The 24,578-nt window shown below is 55.2% G+C and carries 22 protein-coding genes; 11 read left to right on the top strand and 11 right to left on the bottom strand.

The window, feature by feature from the left end:
• Positions 1-10 precede the first annotated feature (10 nt).
• From AC2FD9_RS22010 to AC2FD9_RS22000, 3 genes are read right to left on the bottom strand one after another with little or no spacing between them, the layout of a single operon-like run.
• The gene (locus tag AC2FD9_RS22010; RefSeq protein WP_282119247.1) at positions 11-967 is read right to left on the bottom strand and encodes an AAA family ATPase; all 957 of its coding nucleotides are present in this window, start codon (positions 965-967) and stop codon (positions 11-13) included.
• Positions 957-2,273, bottom strand: coding sequence for a hypothetical protein (locus AC2FD9_RS22005; protein WP_496838829.1), 1,317 nt, complete (start codon positions 2,271-2,273; stop codon positions 957-959). Before AC2FD9_RS22005 ends, AC2FD9_RS22010 begins: the two co-directional genes overlap by 11 nt.
• Positions 2,270-2,983: a DUF4129 domain-containing protein gene (locus tag AC2FD9_RS22000; protein ID WP_496838828.1), complete on the bottom strand. Its 714-nt coding sequence runs from the start codon at positions 2,981-2,983 to the stop codon at positions 2,270-2,272. Before AC2FD9_RS22000 ends, AC2FD9_RS22005 begins: the two co-directional genes overlap by 4 nt.
• 406 nt (positions 2,984-3,389) lie before the next feature.
• Here AC2FD9_RS22000 and AC2FD9_RS21995 point away from each other — a divergent pair, with 406 nt between their 5' ends.
• Positions 3,390-4,289 (top strand): hypothetical protein, encoded by a 900-nt coding sequence (locus AC2FD9_RS21995; protein ID WP_496838827.1) that lies wholly within the window; start codon positions 3,390-3,392, stop codon positions 4,287-4,289.
• Between the two features lie 100 nt (positions 4,290-4,389).
• Here the strand turns inward: AC2FD9_RS21995 and AC2FD9_RS21990 are convergent, their stop codons facing one another.
• On the bottom strand, positions 4,390-5,589 hold the full coding sequence (locus AC2FD9_RS21990) for an ROK family transcriptional regulator (RefSeq protein WP_496838845.1): 1,200 nt from the start codon (positions 5,587-5,589) through the stop codon (positions 4,390-4,392).
• A 186-nt stretch (positions 5,590-5,775) separates the two neighbouring features.
• Here AC2FD9_RS21990 and AC2FD9_RS21985 point away from each other — a divergent pair, with 186 nt between their 5' ends.
• The 3 genes from AC2FD9_RS21985 to AC2FD9_RS21975 all read left to right on the top strand — a co-directional run bounded on the left by AC2FD9_RS21985 (position 5,776) and on the right by AC2FD9_RS21975 (position 8,765).
• On the top strand, positions 5,776-6,795 hold the full coding sequence (locus AC2FD9_RS21985) for a sugar ABC transporter substrate-binding protein (RefSeq protein WP_109311180.1): 1,020 nt from the start codon (positions 5,776-5,778) through the stop codon (positions 6,793-6,795).
• A 117-nt stretch (positions 6,796-6,912) separates the two neighbouring features.
• Complete coding sequence (locus AC2FD9_RS21980; protein ID WP_109310884.1) at positions 6,913-7,983, top strand: ABC transporter permease; 1,071 nt, start codon at positions 6,913-6,915, stop codon at positions 7,981-7,983.
• Complete coding sequence (locus AC2FD9_RS21975) at positions 7,983-8,765, top strand: ATP-binding cassette domain-containing protein (RefSeq protein ID WP_282119243.1); 783 nt, start codon at positions 7,983-7,985, stop codon at positions 8,763-8,765. The genes AC2FD9_RS21980 and AC2FD9_RS21975 overlap by 1 nt, the downstream gene beginning before the upstream one ends.
• Positions 8,766-9,054: 289 nt before the next feature.
• Here the strand turns inward: AC2FD9_RS21975 and AC2FD9_RS21970 are convergent, their stop codons facing one another.
• The 4 genes from AC2FD9_RS21970 to AC2FD9_RS21955 form a co-directional block, all read right to left on the bottom strand.
• Positions 9,055-9,777, bottom strand: coding sequence for an alpha/beta fold hydrolase (locus AC2FD9_RS21970; protein ID WP_496758296.1), 723 nt, complete (start codon positions 9,775-9,777; stop codon positions 9,055-9,057).
• Complete coding sequence (locus AC2FD9_RS21965) at positions 9,774-11,315, bottom strand: ABC transporter permease (protein WP_282119241.1); 1,542 nt, start codon at positions 11,313-11,315, stop codon at positions 9,774-9,776. Before AC2FD9_RS21965 ends, AC2FD9_RS21970 begins: the two co-directional genes overlap by 4 nt.
• Positions 11,312-12,367 (bottom strand): quaternary amine ABC transporter ATP-binding protein, encoded by a 1,056-nt coding sequence (locus AC2FD9_RS21960; RefSeq protein WP_282119240.1) that lies wholly within the window; start codon positions 12,365-12,367, stop codon positions 11,312-11,314. The genes AC2FD9_RS21965 and AC2FD9_RS21960 overlap by 4 nt, the downstream gene beginning before the upstream one ends.
• A gap of 68 nt (positions 12,368-12,435) precedes the next feature.
• The gene (locus AC2FD9_RS21955; RefSeq protein ID WP_108859040.1) at positions 12,436-13,401 is read right to left on the bottom strand and encodes an ABC transporter substrate-binding protein; all 966 of its coding nucleotides are present in this window, start codon (positions 13,399-13,401) and stop codon (positions 12,436-12,438) included.
• A 254-nt stretch (positions 13,402-13,655) separates the two neighbouring features.
• Between AC2FD9_RS21955 and AC2FD9_RS21950 the strand changes: the two genes are divergently transcribed.
• Entirely contained in the window at positions 13,656-14,555 is a 900-nt protein-coding gene (locus AC2FD9_RS21950; protein ID WP_496838826.1) for a LysR family transcriptional regulator, read from the top strand.
• Between the two features lie 44 nt (positions 14,556-14,599).
• Here AC2FD9_RS21950 and cuyB read toward each other — a convergent pair whose 3' ends face one another.
• Complete coding sequence (cuyB, locus tag AC2FD9_RS21945; RefSeq protein WP_496838825.1) at positions 14,600-15,313, bottom strand: cysteate racemase; 714 nt, start codon at positions 15,311-15,313, stop codon at positions 14,600-14,602.
• Between the two features lie 3 nt (positions 15,314-15,316).
• Complete coding sequence (gene cuyA / locus AC2FD9_RS21940; protein WP_496838824.1) at positions 15,317-16,330, bottom strand: D-cysteate sulfo-lyase; 1,014 nt, start codon at positions 16,328-16,330, stop codon at positions 15,317-15,319.
• Between the two features lie 122 nt (positions 16,331-16,452).
• Between cuyA and AC2FD9_RS21935 the strand changes: the two genes are divergently transcribed.
• A complete protein-coding gene (locus AC2FD9_RS21935) occupies positions 16,453-17,343 on the top strand; it encodes a LysR family transcriptional regulator (protein ID WP_496838823.1) in 891 nt (296 codons plus the stop codon).
• Positions 17,344-17,631: 288 nt separating this feature from the next.
• Here the strand turns inward: AC2FD9_RS21935 and AC2FD9_RS21930 are convergent, their stop codons facing one another.
• Entirely contained in the window at positions 17,632-18,261 is a 630-nt protein-coding gene (locus AC2FD9_RS21930; protein ID WP_058273743.1) for a response regulator transcription factor, read from the bottom strand.
• A gap of 220 nt (positions 18,262-18,481) precedes the next feature.
• Here AC2FD9_RS21930 and AC2FD9_RS21925 point away from each other — a divergent pair, with 220 nt between their 5' ends.
• The 5 genes from AC2FD9_RS21925 to AC2FD9_RS21905 all read left to right on the top strand — a co-directional run.
• Positions 18,482-19,723 (top strand): pyridoxal-phosphate-dependent aminotransferase family protein, encoded by a 1,242-nt coding sequence (locus tag AC2FD9_RS21925; protein ID WP_282119234.1) that lies wholly within the window; start codon positions 18,482-18,484, stop codon positions 19,721-19,723.
• 31 nt (positions 19,724-19,754) lie between these two features.
• A complete protein-coding gene (locus tag AC2FD9_RS21920; protein ID WP_058273745.1) occupies positions 19,755-20,951 on the top strand; it encodes a malate--CoA ligase subunit beta in 1,197 nt (398 codons plus the stop codon).
• Positions 20,951-21,841 (top strand): succinate--CoA ligase subunit alpha, encoded by an 891-nt coding sequence (gene sucD, locus AC2FD9_RS21915; protein WP_109313481.1) that lies wholly within the window; start codon positions 20,951-20,953, stop codon positions 21,839-21,841. Before AC2FD9_RS21920 ends, sucD begins: the two co-directional genes overlap by 1 nt.
• Positions 21,841-22,812, top strand: a complete 972-nt coding sequence (locus tag AC2FD9_RS21910) for a 2-hydroxyacid dehydrogenase (RefSeq protein ID WP_496838822.1) — start codon at positions 21,841-21,843, stop codon at positions 22,810-22,812. The genes sucD and AC2FD9_RS21910 overlap by 1 nt, the downstream gene beginning before the upstream one ends.
• Positions 22,812-24,578: phosphoenolpyruvate carboxylase (locus AC2FD9_RS21905; RefSeq protein WP_496838821.1), on the top strand; the 1,767-nt coding region annotated here is incomplete at its 3' end. The genes AC2FD9_RS21910 and AC2FD9_RS21905, both read left to right, overlap by 1 nt.

The following is a 24,578-nucleotide window of genomic DNA, read 5'->3' as shown; positions in this document are numbered from 1 at the left end:
GATGGGCGTATCAGCGGGGAGCCTCGATCTGGTTGAGGATGTTTTCGAGAACCATAGCAGAGTTTCGGCCCTCGATCTCGGCCGAGGCACCCAGAACTACTCGATGGCGTAACGCTGGTACGAAAAGCCGTTTTACGTCGTCCGGGATTGCGAAATCCCGCCCGTTTAACCCCGCCTGTGCCCGCGTAGCCGCTGCCAGAGCATCTGCCGCGCGGGTAGAGGCACCAAAAGCAATCTCGGCACTTTCCCGTGTCGCCCGGACCAGCCGCAGGATGTAGGCAAGAATATCGTCATCGAGGATAATCCCGTCGATCAGTGCCCGGCATTCCGCCAGGGCGGCCGCATCCAGGGTCTTCGACAGTACATCCGTTTCCATACCGCTTTCGATCGGGGCATTGGCATGCTGGCGCAGGATCGCCATTTCGATTGCCTCGGGCGGGAAGTCGATTTCAAGCTTAAAGAGAAACCGGTCCAATTGCGCCTCTGGTAAGGGGTACGTACCTTGTTGCTCGATCGGGTTTTGGGTAGCGACTACAATGAATTCACGGCCCAAGGAGTGATCATTGCCATCAATGCTGACCATCCGTTCGTTCATCGCCTGCAAGAGCGCAGCCTGCGTTTTGGGAGGCGCTCGGTTAATCTCATCCGCCAGAAGCACCTGGGTAAAGACCGGGCCGCGCGTCAGGACGAAATCATTGGTCTGAAAATTGAAGATCGAAGTGCCCAGTACGTCTCCTGGCATCAGATCGGGGGTGAACTGGATACGCCCGAATTCCAGATCCAGTGCAGCGGCAAAACTGCGCGCCAACAGGGTCTTGGCGGTGCCCGGCGGCCCCTCAAGCAAGACATGGCCACGCGCAAAAAGCGAGACCAAAAGCAGCTCGACCACATCCTCCTGCCCCAGCACTGTCTTCCCGATCTCGGCACGCAGCGCGTCCGAGCGCGCGCGCAATGTTTCAAGTGTCATTCGTTATCTGCTCCAATAGCGCTTCAAGTTCGTCCACATGGTGCATTGCCTCTGCCGGTGGGATCCGATGTGGAAGGTTCCGGATATCCCTCAACACTGTTTCCAGGTCGCGAGAGAGATCCGGATTGTGCCGCGCCACATAGCCCAAAAAGACCTTGGGTTCAGCATAGTGATGGGCAAGCGCCGGGCCAAACAAAGCCGACGCAGATGCCGCTAGCCGGGCCTTTGCGTATTCACCGGCCAAAGCCCCGTCTTGATCCGAAAGCCGCATCAGACGTGCCCGTGCTCGCACCGCCAGCGATTTTGCGCCTGTGTTGACACCGTCCTCAACCTGCACCGGGCCAAAACGCTGCCATGAGCGCCAGATAAACAGAGCCAACACCAATACCCCGCTCAGCCAGAGCGTCAGAAAAGGCGGGCCAAAAAATCGCTTCAGATCGGCCCAGCTACGTTCATAACGCACGGTTTCTTCGGAGTCCGAGAGCCAGACCTCGCGGCTGTAGTCGATCATCACGTTGCGCTCGTCGGCGAGCGCGCTCAGAAGATTGCGGGCGACAATGGCATTATCGCCCAAGCGCAGCCCATGGTTGTTCAACAAATCGGGGTCCGACAAAACCAAAACCCGCGCGTCCCCTGCACCATCCGCCAGCGGGCATTCCGCCAGAAGCATCGCATCCGAGTTACCAATCAGCGGAGAGCAATCAGCCCCGGTGAACAGTTGTGCCGCATAGATCTGAGCCGATTGCCGAACGTCGTCGCCATCAAAATAGTCGAAATCCGTAAAAGGCGTGCGCGCATATTCGATCCGAGCACCCCTTTGACCGGTCAGCTGTTGCAGCAGTGTTTCGATCTGTTGCTGCCGACTGATCAAGACCGGATGCGCCCGACCGGTTAGCCGCATCCCGCTGCGCCATTTGGGCAAGATCACCAAGGTCTGTACCCGACTGGCCTTTTCCAGCACCGCATCAAGCCGCAGATCGTATTCATCCTGCTGTAACAGCAGTTCTTCTTTTGTGCGCGGATGAACCCTATCCTCATCCAGCACTGTGTCAAATAACGGCAGCACCAAAAGGCCAACGGTTTCCTGATCGACCTGCCAGCCCCCCAGAAAGCTCTGCGCACTTACCTCATTCGTGTTTAGCCAGATCCGCAGACCGTCAAACCCAGACGGAGAGCTTCTCAGCACCTGCTGGCGTTGCGATATAACGTAAAAGATCGTGAACAGCAGCAACGCGACGAAACCCAGAATAATCAGGGTTTCACTTCTGGGGCCGCGTCTTGTTTCTTCGGTCGCTGAGGAGTTCATTTGGGGACCTCAGTCAACAGCGGGCGGATATCCGCGACATGGGCCTGAAAGTCATCCTCGCTTACGTCTCGCCCTCCAAAATGCACCCGTTCGCTTGCCAGAACCAAATTGCGTAGGGCGCCAAGACAACGTTGGTCCTCTGGCAAGTGGCGCAACGCGTCGCGCGCAGTCCAGCTGCGCTGCAGCAGCACCCCATTGGCCTTGATCGCCGCGCCCAGGGCGGCCTGCGCCAACCGGATCAAAGCCTCGCGCCGGTCCGCTATGCGCAGGATCGCATTCAAGCTGCCCGGAGTGGGCGGCGTTCCTAACCCCGCACGCGGTGCACGCCCGTCACGCCCGCTTTCCGTATTCTCGCCCTCGCGCCCGAATGTGACGGCAAAGCCGCTGCCGTAGCGGACAAAGACAAAAGCGATCATCATCAGGATCGCGGCGGAAATAAGCAGTGTCGCGAAATTCACATCGCCGCCCACCGACCATTGGTTTGAACTAGAGGGTGGTCGCGGCTCTTGCGTTGTCTGCATCGGGGGCGGAGGGCTTGCCGGGTCGAAGTAGGCCACATCTGCATCGACACGGCTTAATCTTATCGCCTTCAGAAAGGCTTCGCCACTTTCGCCGATCTCAACGGGGTTTTCGGTAGCCTCTAGGGCGGCTGTCAAATGCGGCACAAAGAAAATGCTGGTTAAGTAAATCAATCGCAAATAACGGCTCATGTGCATATCGATAGTAGAATGCCAGCCGGCACGCAATCTTAAGTTGTTAACTGATCTCGCTTGGTTTTGGCACAAGATCTCTGTGTCAGCGTGTAGCGTTTCAATGCAGCTTTAAGGTGAGGCATATGCCTTCATCGTACACCGCTAAAACCGCGACGTGAGTCAGTGTTTGCCTATAGGACCTTCTGGGTCAAACTAAGTACCGCTTACGCACCAATCTGGAACCAGGAAAACCGCAGATCGCGGCGCACCGTCCACGACAGGTGCCTCAATGCCAACCTGGGAAGAAACGTTCAACAAACATGATTTTGGGAATGGTCTTGAGAAATTGATTGGTTACTCAGGTCGCGCCGCAAAGAAACAAACACGTCGTAGTTTAGCCAAGTTTCCCGAGTAAGCCCCACCTATGAATTGGTTTATACTAATAGCTCATCGTTTATTGCTGAGAATTGTCATCGCGATCACCACTTTGACAGTCGCACTGTCAGTGTCGTATCTGGTGCAACAGCTTGATTGGAATACCAGATCCGATCTGGGCATTGTTCCATACTTCACGGTTGCCGGCCTTGTCGCCATCCTCGCATTGTTGAGCGTACCCGGATTGAACGAAAAGATCGTCGCGCCCTATAAGGCCCGACATATCTTAATTCAGGTTGCAGTATGCCTGTTCGGCGGTGTCATGATCACTTTGACAGGGGTGGTCGCATTTAACACACCCTTGGTGGCTTGGCTGGCTCCAGCCCACATGGCAGCGGTTCTCGCATTGGGATGTGGACCTTTGTACATCTGTCTGGGCATTATGGGCAGCCTTCATGCGCTCTGGCCGATGCCTGATGAAGATGTATCCGACGATTTAACCGCGCTGCGCAAAGTTCATTTTTCTGCCCGCGCACTCGCTTCTGTTTTTGCATTTACCACCAGTGGAATAATCTTGGGGTCAATCTTTGTTCTAAATAGCCCGACAACACCGATTACGGTAAAATGTTCCATCGTCATGTGGTTTTTTGCAGTTGTACTTGGTTCATCGCGGCTTAGCGTGGCAGATTTTGGGAAACCCGTCAGAACTTGGAATATTGTTCTGCAGTTCTTTGTCGTTGTAACAGCGATCTTCATCATAAAGCTCACCACTCGGGCATTGGTCTTTCACACACATCTGTTCGAACGTTTGTCAGAAATTGACGCCGTATACCCAAGGCTTGAAAATCTGCTGATGCTGCCATTTATTGTTTTCGGACTGACAAGCATCGCTCTTATGCTGGCGCGTAAAAAAGAAACTAGCGATGACGTGGCCAAAGTCTTCGCTTAGTTTTGGTCCTGTATTGCGGCCGCGAGTCCTGACCAATAATGTATCCCAGACTTGGCACCCAAGTCCTTGACCGTGCGGGAAACAAGCACGTGGACTTCGGTTACATCCCAGAAAGCCCTGCATTCGTGTTCAATAAAAACTGGCGGAAAATCGGGCTGCTGGCCGCCCCAATACCGCGGGCGTTTTTTCCAACCGCAGCGGCTTCGACAACTGGTGGGATCAATCCGCGTTTGTCTTGATTAACCAGATAGCGGCGCACGCGTGAGACCAGTTCTTCCCGCACATTCGTCGGAAACGCGCCGTCTATGAAAATGGCCTCAAAGTCGATGACAGCACAAATTGAAAGCGCGGCCTTGGCCAATTCCTGTGCAGTCGTGCCAATCCATGGTTCGACATACCTGGAAATGCTGCTCCAATCCTGTGGCGATTTCCAAAGAATACCCGGATCAACACCCGCTTCGATCAGCCTGTCCTCAAGCAAAAACAGCGAAGCGCTATCGATCAATTGCTGGCTTTCGCCCAATGGCCCTGTGGTGCGCATCGCACCCAACGCGCCAGCATTGCCCTGATTGCCTTCGAACACAGTGCCATTCAATGCAACCCCGCCGCCGATCATCGAACCGATGAAGAAGTAGAAATAATCGCGATATTCAGCCCCTCGGCCATAGAGGTGCTCGGCGTGGCAAGCGGCTGTTGCGTCATTGACGACAAATACCGGTAGGTCGCTGAACTTGGCAACCTCGGAGAAGAAGTTCACGTTTTTCCAAGAGCTGAATTTCTTGGCTGGCAGCCCCGACAAATCATGCCATTTCCAAAGCTCGAATGGAGTTCCAATACCAATCCCGCACACGCGATCGCGAAGTTTTTGGGGTTCATGGGCCAGAAGCGTTTCCAAACCTGTTTCCAGAAACCCGAACACGGCCTCGGGCAGCGGATAATCGTAGGTCGTTGAAATCTGTTGGCGGGGCTTGCCGGTGAAGTCGATCAAGAGCAGATCGGCGCTGCGCCGACCGATCTTCATCCCGACTGACAGGATGCCTTCCGGGTTGAGCTCCATGGGAACCGACGGTTTACCAACCCTTCCACGCAGAGGAGTTCCACGCTTGAGAATCTCGTCCTTTTCGAGCTTGCGCAAAATGATTGATACGGTCTGTGGGGACAGGCCCGTCAGCCGCGCGACATCTGCACCTGCTGTCGGTCCATGTCGTTGTAAAACCGTCAAAATCAGACGTTCATTATGATCGCGAACACCGCTTTGGCTTACCCCGCCGGTCAGTATTTTTAGCGCCTCTTTCTCCATAACCCTGAACATAACCACCTTGTTTTCTTATGAAAAGGCGCTCGGGCAAATTAATAAATAAACTTTATTTATTTATTGACAGGCAGGCCAGAATCACAGTTTCTTGAACAGGACCTTCATTAAGGGATGGAGGCGAGTCTTGCCGGCGCGCCGCGCGGGGCCACAACAATTTTCTGGGAGGAGAATATGAGAAGTCTACTCAAGCTAGCCGCATCTGCGACCGTTCTCACGTTTGGTGCTGCATCTGCTCACGCTGCCGGGGAAACCGTCTGCCTGATCACTAAGACCGATACCAACCCCTTCTTTGTGAAAATGAAAGAAGGTGCGACAGCCAAGGCCGAAGAGCTTGGCATGACGCTTAAAGCTTTTGCCGGTAAAATCGATGGTGACCACGAGACCCAGGTTCAGGCCATTGAAACCTGCATCCTCGACGGTGCAAAAGGAATTCTGCTTACGGCATCCGACACAAGTTCAATCGTACCCGCCGTTAAACAAGCGCGAGACGCCGGTGTGTTGGTAATCGCGCTGGACACACCCCTTAGCCCGATTGATTCAGCCGACGCCACATTTGCGACGGACAACTACAAGGCCGGGTTGCTTATCGGACAATGGGCAAAGGCCAAGATGGGCGATGCTGCCGCGGACGCAAAGATCGCGACGCTAGACTTGAATGTCAGCCAACCAACTGTGGACGTTTTGCGCAACCAAGGATTCCTTGAGGGCTTTGGCGTGGAGCTGGCGGATCCCAATGTTATTGGCGACGAAACGGATGCACGTCTGGTCGGCAGTGACGTGACCGACGGCAACGAGGAAGGTGGGCGCCGTGCCATGGAGAACCTTCTGGCCAAGGATTCAGCGATCAACGTAGTTCACACGATCAATGAACCCGCAGCGGCGGGCGCGTACGAGGCTTTGAAATCCATCGGACGTGAAAATGACGTGCTGATCGTTTCGGTCGACGGCGGCTGCCCCGGCGTACAGAACGTACAGGCCGGAGTCATCGGGGCCACAAGCCAGCAATACCCGCTTTTGATGGCGTCATTGGGGGTTGAGGCCGTCAAAAAATGGGCCGACGAAGGGACGAAGCCGGAAAATACACCCGGAAAAGACTTCTACGACACCGGTGTTGCTCTAATCACCGATCAACCCGTTGACGGCGTGGAGTCAATTTCGGTCGCAGAAGGTTTGGAGCTCTGCTGGGGTTAAACGCAGACCTATCAGGTGAGGCGCGCAAGGGCGCCTTACCATTCCTTTCACCAGCAAACTGAAACTTCCTGTAAGCTGATTTCGTGGTCACGAAGCCAGCCACGAAAAGGGGGAGATATGTCCGAAGCGAACCAAAGCGCCCAAGAATTTGAAACTGCCACCAGTCGAACCGACACTGTGGCAGAGTTTGACGATCCTCGGCGTGGTGTGCTGGGCAAGCTTCAGCATCTGCTTCACGTCAACCCGTCCCTCGTACCTCTGATCGTTCTGGTCGGAGCGATTTTGATCTTTGGCCTGCTTTTGGGGTCAAAATTCTTTTCACCCTTCGCAATGACCCTGATCCTGCAACAAGTTCAGATCGTCGGTATCGTGGCCGCCGCACAGAGCCTCGTCATTCTGACCGCAGGCATTGATTTGAGTGTGGGCGCGATCATGGTTTTTTCTTCTGTTATCATGGGACAATTCTCGTTCCGATACGGCATACCGGTGCCTATCGCAGTCATGTGCGGACTTGGCGTCGGAACCCTGATCGGTGCTCTCAACGGCTGGCTTGTCAGCCGCGTCAAACTTCCCCCATTCATCGTCACGCTTGGAATGTGGCAGATCATTCTCGCAACAAATTTCCTGTATTCCGCAAACGAGACGATACGCAGCCAGGATATCGAGGCAAACGCCCCATTTCTGCAATTTTTCGGCACCAAATTCAGCATCGGCGGTGCAACATTCACTGTTGGCGTCCTATTCATGCTCGTCCTGATCTTTGTATTGGCCTACGCGCTTAAACACACAGCCTGGGGGCGACACGTCTATGCTGTGGGCGACGATCCGGAAGCAGCCGAGCTATCCGGCGTTAACGTCCACAGAACACTCATGTCTGTTTACATGCTATCCGGTTTGATCTGTGCCTTTGCCGGCTGGGCTTTGATCGGCCGCATCGGGTCAGTCTCACCAACATCTGGCCAATTGGCCAATATCGAAAGCATCACAGCGGTCGTGATCGGCGGCATCTCCCTTTTCGGCGGGCGCGGATCCATTCTGGGGTCGCTGTTTGGCGCACTGATCGTCGGCGTGTTCACCTTAGGTCTGAGGCTGTTGGGCGCGGATGCGCAGTGGACCTTCCTTCTTATCGGACTTCTCATCATCGCAGCGGTCGCGGTCGACCAGTGGATCAGAAAGGTATCGGGCTAATGTCAGACACTACCCCAGTCGTCCAGGGCCGTGGGATCGTCAAACGCTATGGACATGTGACCGCCATAGACCATTCCGATTTTGAACTGCGTCAGGGTGAAATACTCGCGGTTATCGGTGACAACGGTGCAGGCAAATCATCCATCGTCAAAGCCATCTGCGGCGCCACGATCCCGGATGAGGGCGATATTCTGATCGAAGGGAAGAAGGTGAACTTCACCTCACCGATCGACGCCCGGAACATGGGGATTGAGATCGTTTATCAGCAACTTGCCATGTCTCCTGCCCTGTCGATTGCGGACAACATGTTCATGGGGCGTGAGATCCGGAAATCGGGGTTCATGGGCAAGTATCTACGTCAGCTTGACCGCCCCGCGATGGAAAAGTTCGCCCGTGAAAAACTGACCGAACTTGGCCTGATGACCGTTCAATCCATCAATCAGACGGTCGAGACTCTGTCTGGTGGACAGCGCCAAGGCGTGGCCGTCGCCCGCGCCGCAGCCTTTGCGACCAAGTTCATTATCATGGATGAACCGACGGCTGCGTTGGGGGTGAAGGAGAGCCGGAAAGTTCTCGAACTTATTCAGGATGTGCGGGCACGTGGCATTCCGATCATACTAATCAGCCACAACATGCCGCACGTCTTCGAAGTCGCTGATCGCATCCATGTGCACCGGCTGGGCAAAAGGCTCTGCACGATTGATCCCAAGGACTACACGATGTCCGACGCCGTGGCTTTCATGACCGGAGCCAAAGAACCACCGGAGGAGGACGCCGCTTAAACGAACGCGACGCAATGCGCGTTTGTGAAATGAAAGTCTGTAACAATTCATGAGAATTTCACACTCAAGCGTCGCTTCGGAACACTTGCTTGCCTGGGAAGTAGTGTTGTTACATCAACTTCTGGCCCACGAAGATACCCGAATCACACGTTGACCAAAACAGATCTATGCAATTTTTCAGAGTAGACATTGTTTCACTGCACAGCTGCCCCGGTGACGATTAATCTCGTGTATTACCAAATCTTCAGCAGAATTTCATTTATTGTTTGGGTACTTTGGTCACGATAGGTCAGCAGGCACCAAAAAAATCACTTAATACTCCGTTGAATAGTCCGGCTTTTTCCAGATGTGTCGCATGTGCAGATTCTGGTATCACCGCAAGATTGGCGTTTGGAATGGACTGCCACAGTTTTTCAGTCTGGCTCCATGGGTAGGTACGATCACGATCCCCCCAAAGAACCAGCGTTTTGGCCTGGATCGCCGACAGGCTTTCAGCACCGCTCCAGGAATGCATCGCATCCAAACCCGTGAGTATGGCTTTCAGGCTGCTTTGCTCCGCTATCGCGGCACAATCTTCATAGGTCACAGCCCGTTCCCGCTCGAGAAACCAGGTTGCAGCAATCCGTCGGGCCGTCGCTTGCGGTCCATCTGCGCAGGCGCGCGTTTTTGAGGTATCAATGGTTTCAAACCGCCCAGGCAGCACACCCACAGAACCCGTGCCATAAAGAACCAAACGGTCCACACGCTCGGGTGCGCGGGCAATCATTTCCTGTACGACCATTCCGCCCATCGAGTGCCCAACCAGGTGAAATTTCTCGATGCCACGCATCTTCAACTCATTCAGCGCCCAATCAGCAAAACCCAAGATGCTGCTGAGGGCATCAAGCTGCGCATTTTCACCAAACCCTGGCAAGTCCAGCGTGACGACATCGTAACCTGCCAACGCATCGACCTGCCCTTGCCATTGCCGACTGCCGCCCAGGAACCCATGGACAAATACAACGGGTGTCATTTCCGGCCGCCCTGCACGATGCGATCCAGGATCATGGCACAGAACAGGATTGAGAACCCTGCAAGGATACCTTGGCCAACATTCGCGTACTGCAACGCTTCCAGAACGTCCTCGCCCAACCCTTTAGCACCGATCAACGAAGCCACGACAACCATTGCCAGTGACAGCATGATTGTCTGGTTGATACCGGCCCGAATAGACGGGCTTGCCAGCGGTAGGTCAACTTTGGTCAGCAGATACCACTTATTGGCGCCAAAGCTGATCGCCGCTTCGCGCACGCTTTCGGGCACACCGCGCAAGCCCAGAACGGTCAGGCGCACCACTGGCGTGCCGCCGAAGATCATGGTGACCACGACCGCCGCCGGCTTGCCGACACCAAAGAACGCGATCACGGGGACCATGAAGACAAAGGCCGGCATGGTTTGCATGAAATCCATGATCGGCTGGATGAACGCATAGAACCGTGGGCGACGTGCAGCAAACATGCCCAGCGGAATACCAATGACAATAGACAAACACGCCGCTGTCCCCAACAAGGCCAGCGTGGTCATGGCACCTTCCCAGAAACCCAAGAGGCCCATATAGGCCAGAAATGCGCCTGAATAGATCGCCGTGCTAATGCCAGCGGTCAGCCAGGTCAGCAGAATGATCAGGCTCGCGATCACGATCCATGGCGTCTGGACCAGTATGACTTCTAGCGCATCCAGCAAAGTGCGGATTCCGAATGTCAGCCCGTCAAAAAAAGCCTCGCTGTTGCGTACGCACCAGGCGATGAAATCTTCCACCCACGTGATACTGGTCAGGCGGATGTTTGGGTCTGTCGGGAAATGGCTAAGCAGCGAAAAGCGCCCGGGGAAACTGTAGTGCATCATCGCTGCGGCGACGATCAGCGCCATGAAGATCGCGCTGAACACAATCTGCGATACCGGCATGGCCGAGCGTATCGAACGGTCTGATAACCATTCCGAGAAACGTGCCTCAAGCGCCCAGTTCGCCACTTGAGACTGTATCAGTTTGACGATGATCAGTATGATCAGGCCGGTCAGAATGATGTAAGGACCTTCAGCGGCCATCGCCTCGGCCTCGGCACGGATACCCCCTATGTTTTCTTCAAGCGAGTCCACCGTTCGCTGATAGACATCGATCTTGTCCGAGTTGTTTTCGATTGCCGCCGCCAATTGCTGACGACGCAGTTCAAGCGTCCCTTCAATCGATGCAATACGCTCCATTGCCTCAGCTGCCAGATCGCCGAACAGTCCTCGCGCAATCTGCACAAATGCTATTGTTTCGAGGATCAGAAATGGTAACGCCCATGACCACAGACCCCGCGCGCCGAACCAGACCGGACCAAACAATCCGGCCATCAGATTGAAAGTTGGCGTAAAGCGGGACGACGCACCAATCTTGTCGAAATTGCGGATGTAGTAGTCAGGGCTGGTGCGCACAAAGGTGCGAATGTTTTCACGCCGCTCTTCGGCATAAGCAAGGGCCGCTTCGCTTTCGGTATCTTCCAACGGGTTCACATCAGAAAGGCTCATGACACTTCGGTCCCTTCGATCACGGTGCGCAACAGATCGGCACGGGTTATGACGCCAACATCCACGCCTCCGTCCTCCACAAGGATTGCGCTGCTGTTGTCGATTGCCAGATTTATCAGCGTGCTCAGATTTTCGCCTTCATTCACGCGCGGGGCATCCGCCGATAGCGGCCCATGGGCCGCTATATGTTCTGGAATTGGCCGCATGACCGCATGGGCGCGCACCACTTTGAGGCGTGAAATACCCGCAACGAAATCAGCCACATAGTCATCAGCGGGGTTCATGACGATGTCTTCGGCTGTTCCGATCTGCACCACCTTTCCATCGCGCATGATCGCGATCCGATTGCCGATGCGGACCGCCTCATCCAGGTCGTGTGTAATGAAGATCGTGGTCTTTTTCAGGATCTTGCTCAGGCGGATAAATTCATCCTGCAATTGCCGCCGGATCAAAGGATCAAGGGCCGAGAACGGCTCGTCCATCAAAAGAACATCCGGGTTGGCTGCCAGCGCGCGAGCCAGGCCCACACGTTGTTGCATGCCACCGGACAGCTCGTGTGCGAACTTTGATCCCCAGGCACCCAGTTCGACAATATCGAGAATAGCAGCAGCCTGACGCATGCGTTCATTCTTGCTGACCTGCCGGATTTCCAGTGGCATTGCCACGTTATCCAACACCGACCGATGCGGCATCAGTGCAAAGTTCTGAAACACCATACCGATTTTGTTGTTGCGAAACTGCTGAAGCTCTTTTGGCCCCAAGGCCATGACATCGGTGCCTTCGATTTCGATCTTACCTGCAGTGGGCTCCAGCAGTCGGTTGAAATGGCGGACCAGAGTGGATTTCCCGCTACCTGACAGACCCATGATGCAAAAAATCTCACCCCGGTTTACCGAAAGGCTGACATCAGCGACGCCGACAACACAGTTGTATTCGGCCAGCACTTGGGACTTGTCCAACCCACGGTCGCGGATCGCCTGCAGCGCCACCTCGGGCCTGCCCCCGAATATCTTCCAAACATTCGAGATTTCAATAACGGTATCGTCGCTCATGTGTCCCCCAGAGAACTGTGCTTGGGTGGCGCCACCAATTGGCGCCACCCTTTTTTCTGGAAGTGGGATCAGAGACCCAGCCAGGCGTCCACGCGATCCGGGTTCGCCTCGACCCATTCGCGGGCAACTTCTGCCGGATCACGACCTTTACCGCTGATTTCATAGGCAAAACCGCTAACATCGTCCGCCGTCAGGGCGAAATTCGCAAAAAAGTCAGCAACTGCCGGAGAACGGTCCGGCAATGTGTTGGACCACGCGATCTGAACGTTCTTAAGCGCGTCTTTGGTCGCAACGCTGGATTTGCTGTACCAATCCGGATCGTCCGAGGGCTGAACCATCACGTATTTTGCCGGGTCGAAAGTCGGCTCGCTCAGCATTTGCACGTCGAACATGTACCAAACCGCATGTGGCTTGTAGCAGTAGAAGGCATAGCCTTCGCCTTTGGCGATGCTATCCTTGATCCGCGCGGTCTTCACGCTTTCCTCGGCGCGGACCGGTTCGATGAAATCAAGCAGACCGTAGTCGCGGGTTTTGACTTCGTTCACATTGGCCGAAGCCCAACCCGGCGCTCCGATCCACATTTCACCCTTTCCGTTGCCATCACTGTCCATCAGCGCGGCAACATCGGGACGGCCTAAATCCGCAATATCGGTTATGTTGTTGGCTTCACCAAAATCCTTGCTAACGCAGAAACCCTGATTGCCTTCATAGGGGTTCGACGACAGAGTTACTGTGCCCGCTTCGTCCACATACTTCTTGGTAAAGCTTTCTTGGTTGGGCAGCCAAACATCGGGGTGCACGTCGATATCGCCCTTACCCTGATCCATCGCCTGAAAAATCGTGGCGTTGTTGCCGGGCACATATTCAACTTTGCCGCCGATACGCATTTCCACCACCGCACCCAGTACGTGTGCAATGGCCTGCGCGCCGGTCCAGGATGGCACACCTATTTTGACCTCTTCGGCTGCGAAAGCCGGTATCGCATAAATGCTTACCGCGGCTGCGATTCCCAGCGTTTTCAGATTGGTTCTCATGGTCTTCTCCTCTGTTGAAATGCGCCGTGTTTCGGCGTCGTTTTTTCCGTCGTTCGACTTTCCTATTGCGCAATAGGGTCGAGCCAATATCCCTTTGGCTGCAACATCGGACGGAAGGAAAAAAAGAAGACCAACCGCCAGACCCTGTCCTGAAGTCTAGATCAAGAGCTTTTCTCAGAGCCAATTCAAACATTTCATCAAACTATTCATTTTTTGCATAGTTTGCGTTATGCTCGCCTAGCACGTCTGTTGACATGTTGGAGCACACATTGGACCTGAATTGGCTACGTGACTTTGAATGTCTCGCCCGGACCTTGAATTTCACCCGCGCATCCGACGAGAGAAACATCACGCAATCCGCATTCAGCCGTAGAATCAAAGCTTTGGAAAGTTGGGTTGGATTGCCCTTGGTCAACCGAGCGACATACCCTGTTCAGCTGACAGAGGCCGGTCAACAGTTCCTGCCTGTTGCTCTGGCGGCCATGTCTCAGCTATCGGAATCGCGCCAATCGTTACGGGATGCCGATCGCGGCGATAGCCGGTTCATCAGATTTTCGGTTCTTCACACCATAGCCGTTAATTTTCTGGCAACCCGGATAGACGAGTTGCAGAGGCAAATCCCCGAATTACGCACACGTGTCTTGTCTGATTCCTTAAGCACATGTTGTGATCTTTTGATCGAAGGCGCGGTGGATATCCTGCTTTGTTATTATCATCATTCAGTCTCGCCAATGATTGATGAGGCCGCATTTGAACGTAAGGATCTGGTAAAGGATCGTCTGGTGCCGGTGGCGGCTGTTGAACCAGCGCGCACTATGGGATGGGATCTTGCACGACAGGACGGCCCGCCGATCCCCTATCTTGCCTATGACCGGTCTTCGTTTCTGGGAATGGTCGTAGAAAACACCATTGATCGGAAAACCCTGAATACCGAGACGATCTATGTCGACAGCCTTGTCGAGACCATTAAGCGGCGATTGATGACAGGAAGCGGCGTTGCCTGGATGCCCGAAACGGCAATTACAGCAGAACTTGATCAAGGCTTGCTAGTGCCAGTCGGTGATGATGCGTGGAGCGCGACGTTGACAATTTCGGCCTTTTCCAATCCATCCGGCTTTGATCAAATCGCGCACCAGCTTTGGGAACATTTGTGACGTCAATCTTCCAAAGTGAGCTGCTACTGTGCGCGACGAGTTCTCTAGTCTGCGTCGCTAAGATAGCCTATTTGAGAAAACTCAATGATCGCGTGGACCAGCAAATCAACCGTGTCCGCTGCTTTGACCTCATCCGCGACGCCATCGGCAATAAGCGAGAATTCTGAGCAGGCGACAAGTTGCAGATCGGCCCCCGCTTTGGCCAATGCAATTGAGGCCGTTCGCAGTGTTTCGCGCGCGTCATCACTTGGACCGTCGACCTTAATTCTGCGGATCGCCGTCAGCAGCCTGTCACTATCCGTTGGCCAGACAATCGATAGCCCGCGGGCTTGCAATGCCGTTTCGAAAAGGCGGGTACGGCGCACTGCGGGTGAGGCGAGCACGCCAACACATCCACCGGCCCCCAGTTCACTGACAGCATGATCCGCAGCCAGTTTCACCATATTCAACAAAGGAACGGTCACTGCATCCGTGATCGCGTCGGCATAGTGATGCGCCGTGTTGCAGGGCATTGCCAGCGCAGCGGCGCCAGCGCCCTGAAGACGGCGTGCCATTGCGGCAAGCGTCGGTCCCGGGTCTTCGCCCTTCCCCTCAATCAGATGATCAATCCGCGACGGCACCTGCGGGTTCATATCAATCAGAAGCGGGATGTGATCGCGGTCATCACTTACCGGCACGGCCTCCACCAGCTTACGCTGGAGGAGGATGGTGGCCTCGGGACCCATGCCACCTAGAATGCCAATTGGGCGCAATGTCATTGCTCAGACATTCACCCATCGGTTTTTGTGGTCGAATGCAAAATCATAACCACCAAGGGCCGCAGCACCTCCAGTGTGCAGGAAAACGATCCGCTGGTCATTGAATTCACCCTTGCGGGCCAGGTCGATTAAGCCCGCTGCGCCCTTGGCAGAGTAGCAGGGGTCCAGAAGAATGCCCTCAAGCTCGGCAAACATCTCAATCGCCTCGATGCCGCTTTCGGTCGGAAGGCCATAGCCCTCGCCCACATAGTTGGTATTGGCCATCACGTCCTCGCGCTTTACCACGCCTGAGCAACCCAGCTTTTCGGCTGTTTTGCAGGCGAGATCATAAACCATCTGTTCCTGCTTTGGTTGAGGCGCTCTTGTACCGATACCCAGCACCGGTACCTGCGCATTCATGGCGCACATTCCTGTCACCAACCCAGCCTGCGTTCCCGAGGAACCTGTTGCGTGTACCAACCGGTCAATTCGCAAACCACTGTCATTGGCTTGCCCCAAAAGCTCAAAGGCTGCGTTCACATAGCCAAGTGCCCCGGTCGGGTTCGATCCACCGCCGGGAATGACATAGACATTACGGCCCTCTGTCCGTTTTTTCTCGGCGGCCTTTTCCATTTCGCCCGCCATGTCGTGACCACCGGGATATTTCTCGGTCGTTGCGCCGTGCAAATGATCCAACAGCACGTTCCCGTTCGTGTTGTAGTTTCCGTCCTGATATCCGGTGCGATCTTCCAGAAGGATATGGCAATCAAGTCCCAGCTTGGCGGCAAAGGCTGCGGTTTGACGACCGTGGTTAGTTTGCGTGGCTCCTTGCGTCATAACCATATCCGCGCCCTGCGCTTCCGCCTCGGCCATCAGGAATTCCAGCTTGCGGGTCTTGTTGCCGCCTGTTGACATGCCGGTGCAATCGTCGCGCTTGATCCAGATCTCGACACCCAGTTCTTTCGACAACCGTTTCATCGGTTCAAGCGGTGTCGGAAGATGAGCCAGGTGAAGGCGGGGGAAGCGGGCGAGATGCATAACATGGTTCCTAATATTGGTTTCCGTCAATTTATAATGTGAGATACGGCTCCGCTAATTCGAAATTTGCCTTCTATGTTGCAAAGTTTGCATATTACTGAGCGTTGCAGTAACTGGTTCTCATGCGTTTGGAATGGATCGATGACATATTGGCCGTGTTGGACAGCGGATCTTTGGCCCGCGCTGCGGACAAGCGGTTGCTGACCCAATCTGCCTTTACCCGTCGGGTACGGCTTATCGAAGACAGTATCGGTGCGACCCTATTTGATCGCCGTCGCAAACCGGTATCTCTGATGCCGGGTGTACAGGCTTTGGAGCCTGAGCTGCGTGAGCTGAGTACGCGGCTGCACAAACTACGTCATACTTTGAAAACAGCGAGTGACAGGGCCAACAAGTCTCTGTCTCTTGTGTGCCAACATGCTCTCACGACAACCGTTTCGCCAAAAGTAGTCCGCACCTTGACCGAAAATGACGCTATCTCGGTTCGGGTCCGATCGGGAAATCAGGACGAATGTCTGTTGCAGCTGATCTCAAAAGAGGTCGATTTCGCGATCATGTACACTATTTCGGACGGCAGTGCCCGAGATCTCGAAAATGCGTTTGAGGCCAAGACGATTGGCACAGATATTCTGATCCCGGTTTGCGCGCCTGCAATGCGTGAGGAATTGGTTGGCGAGACCGTTCCCGCGATAGTCTACCCGCCTGATGTCTTCCTTGGACAAGTGTTTTCCCGATTGGTCGCGCCGCGATTGCCTGAGCATTTTACAATCATCTCCAGAGCAGAGACCGCGCTGACGCTCGCGATGCTGCAATATGCCCTGGATGGAATCGGCGTTGCGTGGTTGCCCTATTCTTTGGCCGCCAATCCGCTTGCAGAGGGGCAGCTTGTACGCGTTGACGATGCTCTGCCTGCACAAGAACTTACAATCAGAATGGTCCGATTGGCTGCAGTGCAGTCAGAATTCAGTGAGCATGTATGGCATCGTCTTGCCGGGCAATTGCAGAGCATTTGATCATCACAAGAACGAAGAAATGATGTGACAGGCTTCATCTGAGCGCTGATATTGACCGACGACGCATTCATGATGTTGCGCAAGGGCACCCTCTTGTAACACAGTACTTGGTCGACCTCATTTTGGGTCGCCTACGCGCTTTTGGCCAAAGCTACGCTGGGCGTTTCATGAGATAGCTGAACGTCCAGTCCAATCCGGTTTGAACGTTCAAGCACAATTGGAGCAGGTGTTCATCCTTGTTGCAATGAGCTGGTTTTTCTATTTTGTCTCGACACAATACCTACGAGCCTAATCTGAAGAAGATTTGGCTGAATAGTAATAAGCGATGGCTTGCGCCCTGTTTCTAACTGACAGTTTTTCATAGATATTCGAGAGGTGGAATTTCACGGTATTGGTGGAAATCTGTAACTCTTTTGACAGTTCCCGGTTGGACATTCCCTTCGACAGTGCCTCAAGGATAGCCCGCTCTTTGCGCGACAAGGTCTGAAGAGGACTATGTTGCACAGTGCGCACATCGATGAATGGGAAAACCATCTTACCTTTAGCAACATCAACGCATGTCTCCAGCAAGCCTTCAACCTCACCGGAACGAGGTGCAAACCCTGCGGCGCCTGCTTGCATGGCCAGCCGTGGGACATCACCTGCCTCATCACCATAGACCACAAAACGCGGTGCATTTTCCTGTTCGCGCAGCACTTCGATCAGTTTGGCTGCACCCAAAGCTGGCAGCTCCCAGGATACCACGCAGACCTTTACCGGCACACGCATGACTGCCCCAAGGAAACCTTCGGCAGTTGCAGATGTCGCCACCAACGAGAATCGTTTGTCTCTCTCGAAGATTTCGGACATCGCCGAGAGGACGAGAGAATTGTTGTTGGCGAGCATGATGTCGATTGGAGGGGGCGTTGTATCGAGCATTGATTTTCCACCTAATTTACCCAAGAACTACCATGTTGGGTAGGTAAGTTTCCGGTATACATCGGTATATTTGCCAGAATGGGTAGGTTTTTACCCACCCAAATAGCTACCCTAAAGCAGTAGTAAGTTACGTTGCGCCCTGACGCAAGGATCGGCTTTTCTTTTTGGTAACGCGACAGACGGGGCGCATTACAGACCCCGTCGCCGAGGAGGATCGCCAATGACGTTTCAAATCTACCCGACGCTCGAAATTCCGGAAACACTGGCTGCGGGACCCGGACCAGGCAATACCGATGCCCGCGTTCTGCATGCCTTCGCAAACGCGGGTGTTGCGGATCACATGCAGGGTGACGTCCTGCGCGGCATGATCGAATGCAAGCACATGCTGCGCAAAATCTGGGGCACCGACAATACCTATACCTTCGCGGTTGCCGGCACCGGCTGGAGCGCGTTGGACACTATGTTCTCGGCCGTTATGCCTGGCGACAAGGTGGTTGCGTTCACCAATGGCACCTTTTCCGGCATTGACGCGCTGACCCTACGGATTAAGGCAGCCACACCTGAAGAACATGCCGCCAATCCACTTGATCCCATTGCGGCCAGCGTCACCGTGATCGAAATTCCGCATGGCCAGCCCGTGACCGGTGAGATGGTCGACGTCGCATTGGCCGAACACAAGCCGAAATGGGCTTTCATGGCACATTGGGAAACCGGTTCCGGCCGTGTCAACGATGTACAGGGATTCTCGGATGCGTGTGAAAATCATGGCACCATGGGTCTGATTGATGCTGTGTCTTCGCTGGGTGTTGCAGACTTTCGTATCGACGATTTCCCCGGCATCGCAGGCTGGGCTTCGTGCCCGCAAAAAGGCCTGTGCTGCCTGCCCCTGACCTATGCGCCGGTCAGCTTCACCAACGCCTTTATCGAGGCGCTGAAGACAACCGGTGCTTACTCTTACGTCCACAATCCGATTTTCGAGGCCCGCCATTGGGGCATTGTCGACGGTCAGGATGTTGAGAAAGGCACCTATCACCGGACCCATTCGGGCTATGCCGTCGCCGCGTTCCATGAATCTCTGCGTCTGACCTTGCAGGAAGGACTGGCTAAACGCGCGCATTCCTACAAAACGCATGAGGCCGTCCTGCGTGACGCCGTCACCGCGATGGGCTGCGATGTCACTTCGGACATGCCAAGCCTCGTAGTGCTGAACCTGCCCACAGAACTGGCTGGCCGCGAAATGGAATTGGTACAGAACTGCCGCGCGCGTGGCTTTGGCATCTGGCCGACACTCAGCGCCCCGGTACAGGTGCGCATCGGCATCCTGAACCAACTGAACCACCAATCGATCAGCCGCATCGTAAAACTGTTTGGCGAGGCGATCCGCGAACTGGGTGGCACAGTGGATTTTGAAGCCATCGAAGCGCTGCTGGAAAGCCGCTACGGCACGTCGATCGCGGCCTGACCGCACTGCATGAACGGGAGGAAGATTGCAGATGGATATTCACGAATATCAGGCGAAAGAGGTTCTTTCGAATTTTGGTGTCGCCGTACCTTCGGGTGCGCTGGCCTACAGTCCCGAACAAGCGGCATATCGGGCGCGCGAGCTAGGGGGCGATCGTTGGATCGTGAAGGCTCAAGTCCATGCCGGAGGCCGAGGAAAAGCCGGAGGTGTTAAACTGTGCAACACCGAGAACGAAATCCATGAAGCCTGTGACGAGATGTTCGGACGCAGGTTGGTTACGCATCAAACCGGTCCCGAAGGCAAGGGCATCTACCGTGTCTACGTTGAATCCGCCGTGCCGATTGATCGCGAGATTTATCTGGGCTTCGTGCTGGATCGCTCCAGCCAGCGGGTGATGATCGTGGCCTCGTCGGAAGGCGGCATGGAGATCGAAGATATCTCGGCCGAACGCCCCGACAGCATCGTGCGATCGATCGTCGAACCGGCCGTGGGCCTGCAGGAATTCCAGGCGCGCGAAATCGCATTTCAACTGGGTTTTGAGGCGAAATTGGTGCAGCAAATGGTGCGCACGCTACAGGGCTGCTACGCCGCCTTCAGCAATCTGGACGCCACCATGGTCGAGATCAACCCGCTGGTCATCACCGGTGACGATCGGGTTCTGGCGTTGGATGCCAAGATGAGCTTTGACGACAACGCATTGTTCCGGCATCCGCAGATCTCAGAGTTACGCGACAAAAGCCAGGAAGACCCACGCGAAAGTCGCGCTGCGGATCGCGGCCTGTCTTATGTCGGTCTTGACGGCAATATCGGCTGTATCGTGAACGGCGCCGGTCTGGCCATGGCCACGATGGATACGATCAAGTTGGCGGGGGGCGAACCTGCGAACTTTCTGGACATCGGCGGTGGCGCCTCACCCGAACGTGTGGCCAAGGCCTTTCGTCTGGTCCTGTCAGACAAGAACGTGCAGGCGGTGCTGGTCAACATATTCGCCGGGATCAATCGCTGTGACTGGGTCGCAGAGGGCGTCGTTCAGGCGCTACGCGAACTTGAGCTTGAAATCCCTGTCATCGTGCGGCTGGCCGGCACCAATGTCGCGGAAGGTCAGAAAATTCTGGCCAAATCCGGATTGCCGATCATCCGCGCCACCACCCTGATGGAAGCCGCCGAACGCGCTGTTGGCGCGTGGCAAAACGATCTGACCCAAAACACCAAGATGAGGGCTGTCTAATGAGCATTCTTCTGGATCGCGACAGCCGTGTTATCGTTCAGGGCATTACCGGACGAATGGCACGGTTCCATACCAAGGACATGCTGGACTATGGCACCAATGTCGTCGGCGGAGTTGTCCCCGGCAAGGGCGGCGAGACCGTCGAGGGCGTGCCGGTCTTTGACACCGTAAAACAAGCTGTCGAGGCTACCGGTGCCGATGCCAGCCTTGTTTTCGTGCCACCACCATTTGCCGCCGATTCCATCATGGAGGCCGCAGATGCGGGTATCCGCTATTGCGTCTGTATCACCGACGGTATCCCGGCGCAGGACATGATCCGGGTCAAGCGGTACATGTACCGCTATCCCAAAGACAAGCGCATGGTGCTGACCGGGCCCAACTGCGCGGGCACCATCAGCCCCGGCAAGGCTCTGTTGGGGATCATGCCAGGCCACATCTACCTGCCCGGAAATGTCGGCATCATCGGTCGATCCGGCACGCTTGGCTATGAGGCCGCAGCCCAGCTGAAAGAACACGGCATCGGCGTTTCAACCAGCGTCGGGATCGGCGGCGACCCGATCAACGGGTCTTCGTTCCGCGATATCCTTGAGCGGTTCGAACAGGACAGGGACACTGAAGTCATTGCCATGATCGGCGAGATCGGCGGCCCGCAGGAAGCCGAGGCCGCAGAATACATCCGCGACAACATAACCAAGCCCGTCGTCGCCTATGTTGCAGGTCTGACCGCGCCCAAAGGTCGGACTATGGGTCATGCTGGTGCGATCATCTCGGCCTTTGGCGAAAGTGCCTCCGAGAAGGTTGAAATCTTGTCGGCGGCGGGGGTGACCGTTGCTGAAAACCCGGCGGTGATTGGCGAAACCATTGCCCGCGTCATGGGAAAGGCTGCGTGATGACCAAACCTTCAGTCCTTGTCACCCGTCGCTGGCCCGCCGCCGTCGAGGCGCGACTGGCCGAAGACTACAACACCGTACTCAATACCGGGGATACTCCGATGTCCCCGGCTGAAATCCGCGACGCCCTGAAACACTATGACGCGGTGCTGCCCACCGTTACCGATACGCTCAGCGCCGAGGCGCTGGACGTCCCCACAGCACAGACCAAAATTCTGGCCAATTACGGGGTCGGGTATAGCCACATTTGCGAGCCCTCAGCCCGAGAACTTGGCATGACCGTGACAAACACGCCTGACGTTCTGTCTGAATGTACCGCCGATATCGCAATGACCTTATTGCTGATGGTAGCGCGCCGCGCAGGCGAAGGCGAACGCGAGCTGCGCGCCGGAAACTGGACCGGTTGGCGGCCCACGCATCTGGTCGGCACCAAGGTCAGCGGTAAGACCCTGGGCATCATCGGCTATGGCCGCATCGGGCAGGAAATGGCCCGCCGCGCCCATCATGGCTTTGGTATGGATGTCGTTATTTACAATCGCAGCCAGGTGGCGCCCGACGTTTTAGCCAAGTGCAATGCCACTCAGGTGGATACTGTCGATGAGCTGTTGCCGCGATGCGACTTCGTCTCGCTGCACTGCCCCGGAGGGGCCGCAAACCGGCACCTGATCAACGGTCGAAGACTCGACTTGATGAAACCCGACGCCTTCCTGATCAACACCGCGCGCGGCGAGGTCATCGACGAACACGCCCTGATCCAGGCCCTGATGTTCGACACAATTGGCGGCGCGGCGCTGGATGTATTTGACGGCGAGCCCCGCATTAGCTCGGACCTGCTGCAATGTGACAACCTCGTCATGCTGCCACATCTCGGAAGCGCGACTAAAGAAGCACGCGAAGCTATGGGGTTCCGCGTCATTGAAAACCTCAATGATTTCTTCAATGGCAAAAATCCAAGAGACAAAGTGATCTGATGCAAGCGTTGGCTCAGGATACCCAGCTGTCCCTTCCACCTTCCGCGTATGCGGACGGTCTTCGGACTGAATTGCGCACGCTGTGGCGAAACATCCTTTTGAAAAGGGCGCCACATGTCGCTTCTTGGGCCGAAGCCAAGCCGCTGCCCCCCATTCCAACTGGCCAGGCCGCAATCCCGTATTTGCAGGCCCTGTCGATCTGGTTTCAGCTTTTGCGCATCATCGACGAAAACGCAGATGTGCGGAATCGTCGACAAATCGAAACCCAAAAAGGTGCCCAAGCGGTTGAAGGTGGATTTGCCGAGGTGTTGTCGGACCTTAATCTGAGTGTTGGGGAAACCGAAAAGTTGGCAGGTAGTTTAATGACTGGCCCAACGCTAACGGCGCATCCGACCGAAGCCAAACGCGTCACCGTTCTTGAAATTCACCGCCGGATTTATCGTATCCTGGTCAGCCTCGAATCTCAGCGCTGGACGCCAATTGAACGTTCAACATTGTTGAATGATCTGGAAGGCGAGATCGACCTACTATGGATGACCGGAGAATTACGCTTGTCACGTCCCAGTTTACGTGACGAGATCGAATGGGGTTTGCAGTTTTTCCGCGACGCAATATTCGATGCTGTACCACAGGTCATCGACCGGTTCGATCACGCCTGTATGCAGGTTTTGGGTAAGACTTTAAATGTGACGCCCAATGTCCGATTTCATAGCTGGATTGGCGGTGACCGGGACGGCAACCCGAATGTAACCTCTGAGATGACCAAACTGGCTCTGCAACGTGGGCGCGAGACAGCGATTGATCTCTACTGTCAGGCTCTTGATAAAGCCGCGCAAAAACTGAGCATTAGCGCCCTGATCCTACCACTGCCCGAACCTCACGGTGAACGGTTGCAGGCAATCATCAACCGCGCACCCAAGAATGACCGCAACCCGAACGAACCGTTTCGGCAGGCCTTGAATGCCATCCGCCAAAGACTGACAAGTGCCGGTTATCAGCATATCTCGCAGTTCGAGTGTGATCTCGACGCGCTTGATGAGGCGCTTTGTGCAGTAAACGCCGGTATTCTGACAAGGCGGCATATCCGACCTCTTCGCCGGGCGGCAACCGTATTCGGATTGCGTACCACAACCTTGGACATACGGCAGAATTCGACGGTCACGACCAGCGTTCTGGCAGAAATCTGGTCTGCATTCGAACCTGCGCCCGAATATGGAACACCCGAATGGTCGACCCGTCTGCGCACCGAATTGGCAGACCAGAACCTGCAGTATCCTCAGCGGGACGGGTTGAGTGATCAGGCGCAGGAATTGCTAGCCTTACTAGCCCTTATGCACGCTATTCGAACAGGGCCGGATCCCAAAGCTATGGGACCATTCATATTGTCGATGACACGCTCGGCAGACGATATTCTGGGTGTCTATCTTCTCGCCCGCTATGCCGGGTTCGGATCAGAGACACTGGATATTTCTGTGGTGCCGCTGTTCGAGACGATCGGTGATCTGCGCAACGCCTCAGCAATTCTGCTGGATGTTTTGGATGTTCCGCTTGCCCGCCGCAGCCTTAAGTCAGGTGGCAATGTGATCGAGGTGATGTTGGGATACTCCGACAGCGGCAAAGATGGCGGATATTTCTGTTCGACCTGGGAACTGGACCGTGCGCAGCGCCGGATCGTTACGGCACTTGCGTCGCAGGGATTTAGTGCCGCGTTTTTTCACGGACGTGGTGGTTCTGTCAGCCGGGGTGGTGCCCCCACAGGCCGGGCA

This window comes from Ruegeria sp. YTSC230, from assembly GCF_059609665.1.
This window is presented reverse-complemented; position numbering and strand designations above follow the sequence as displayed.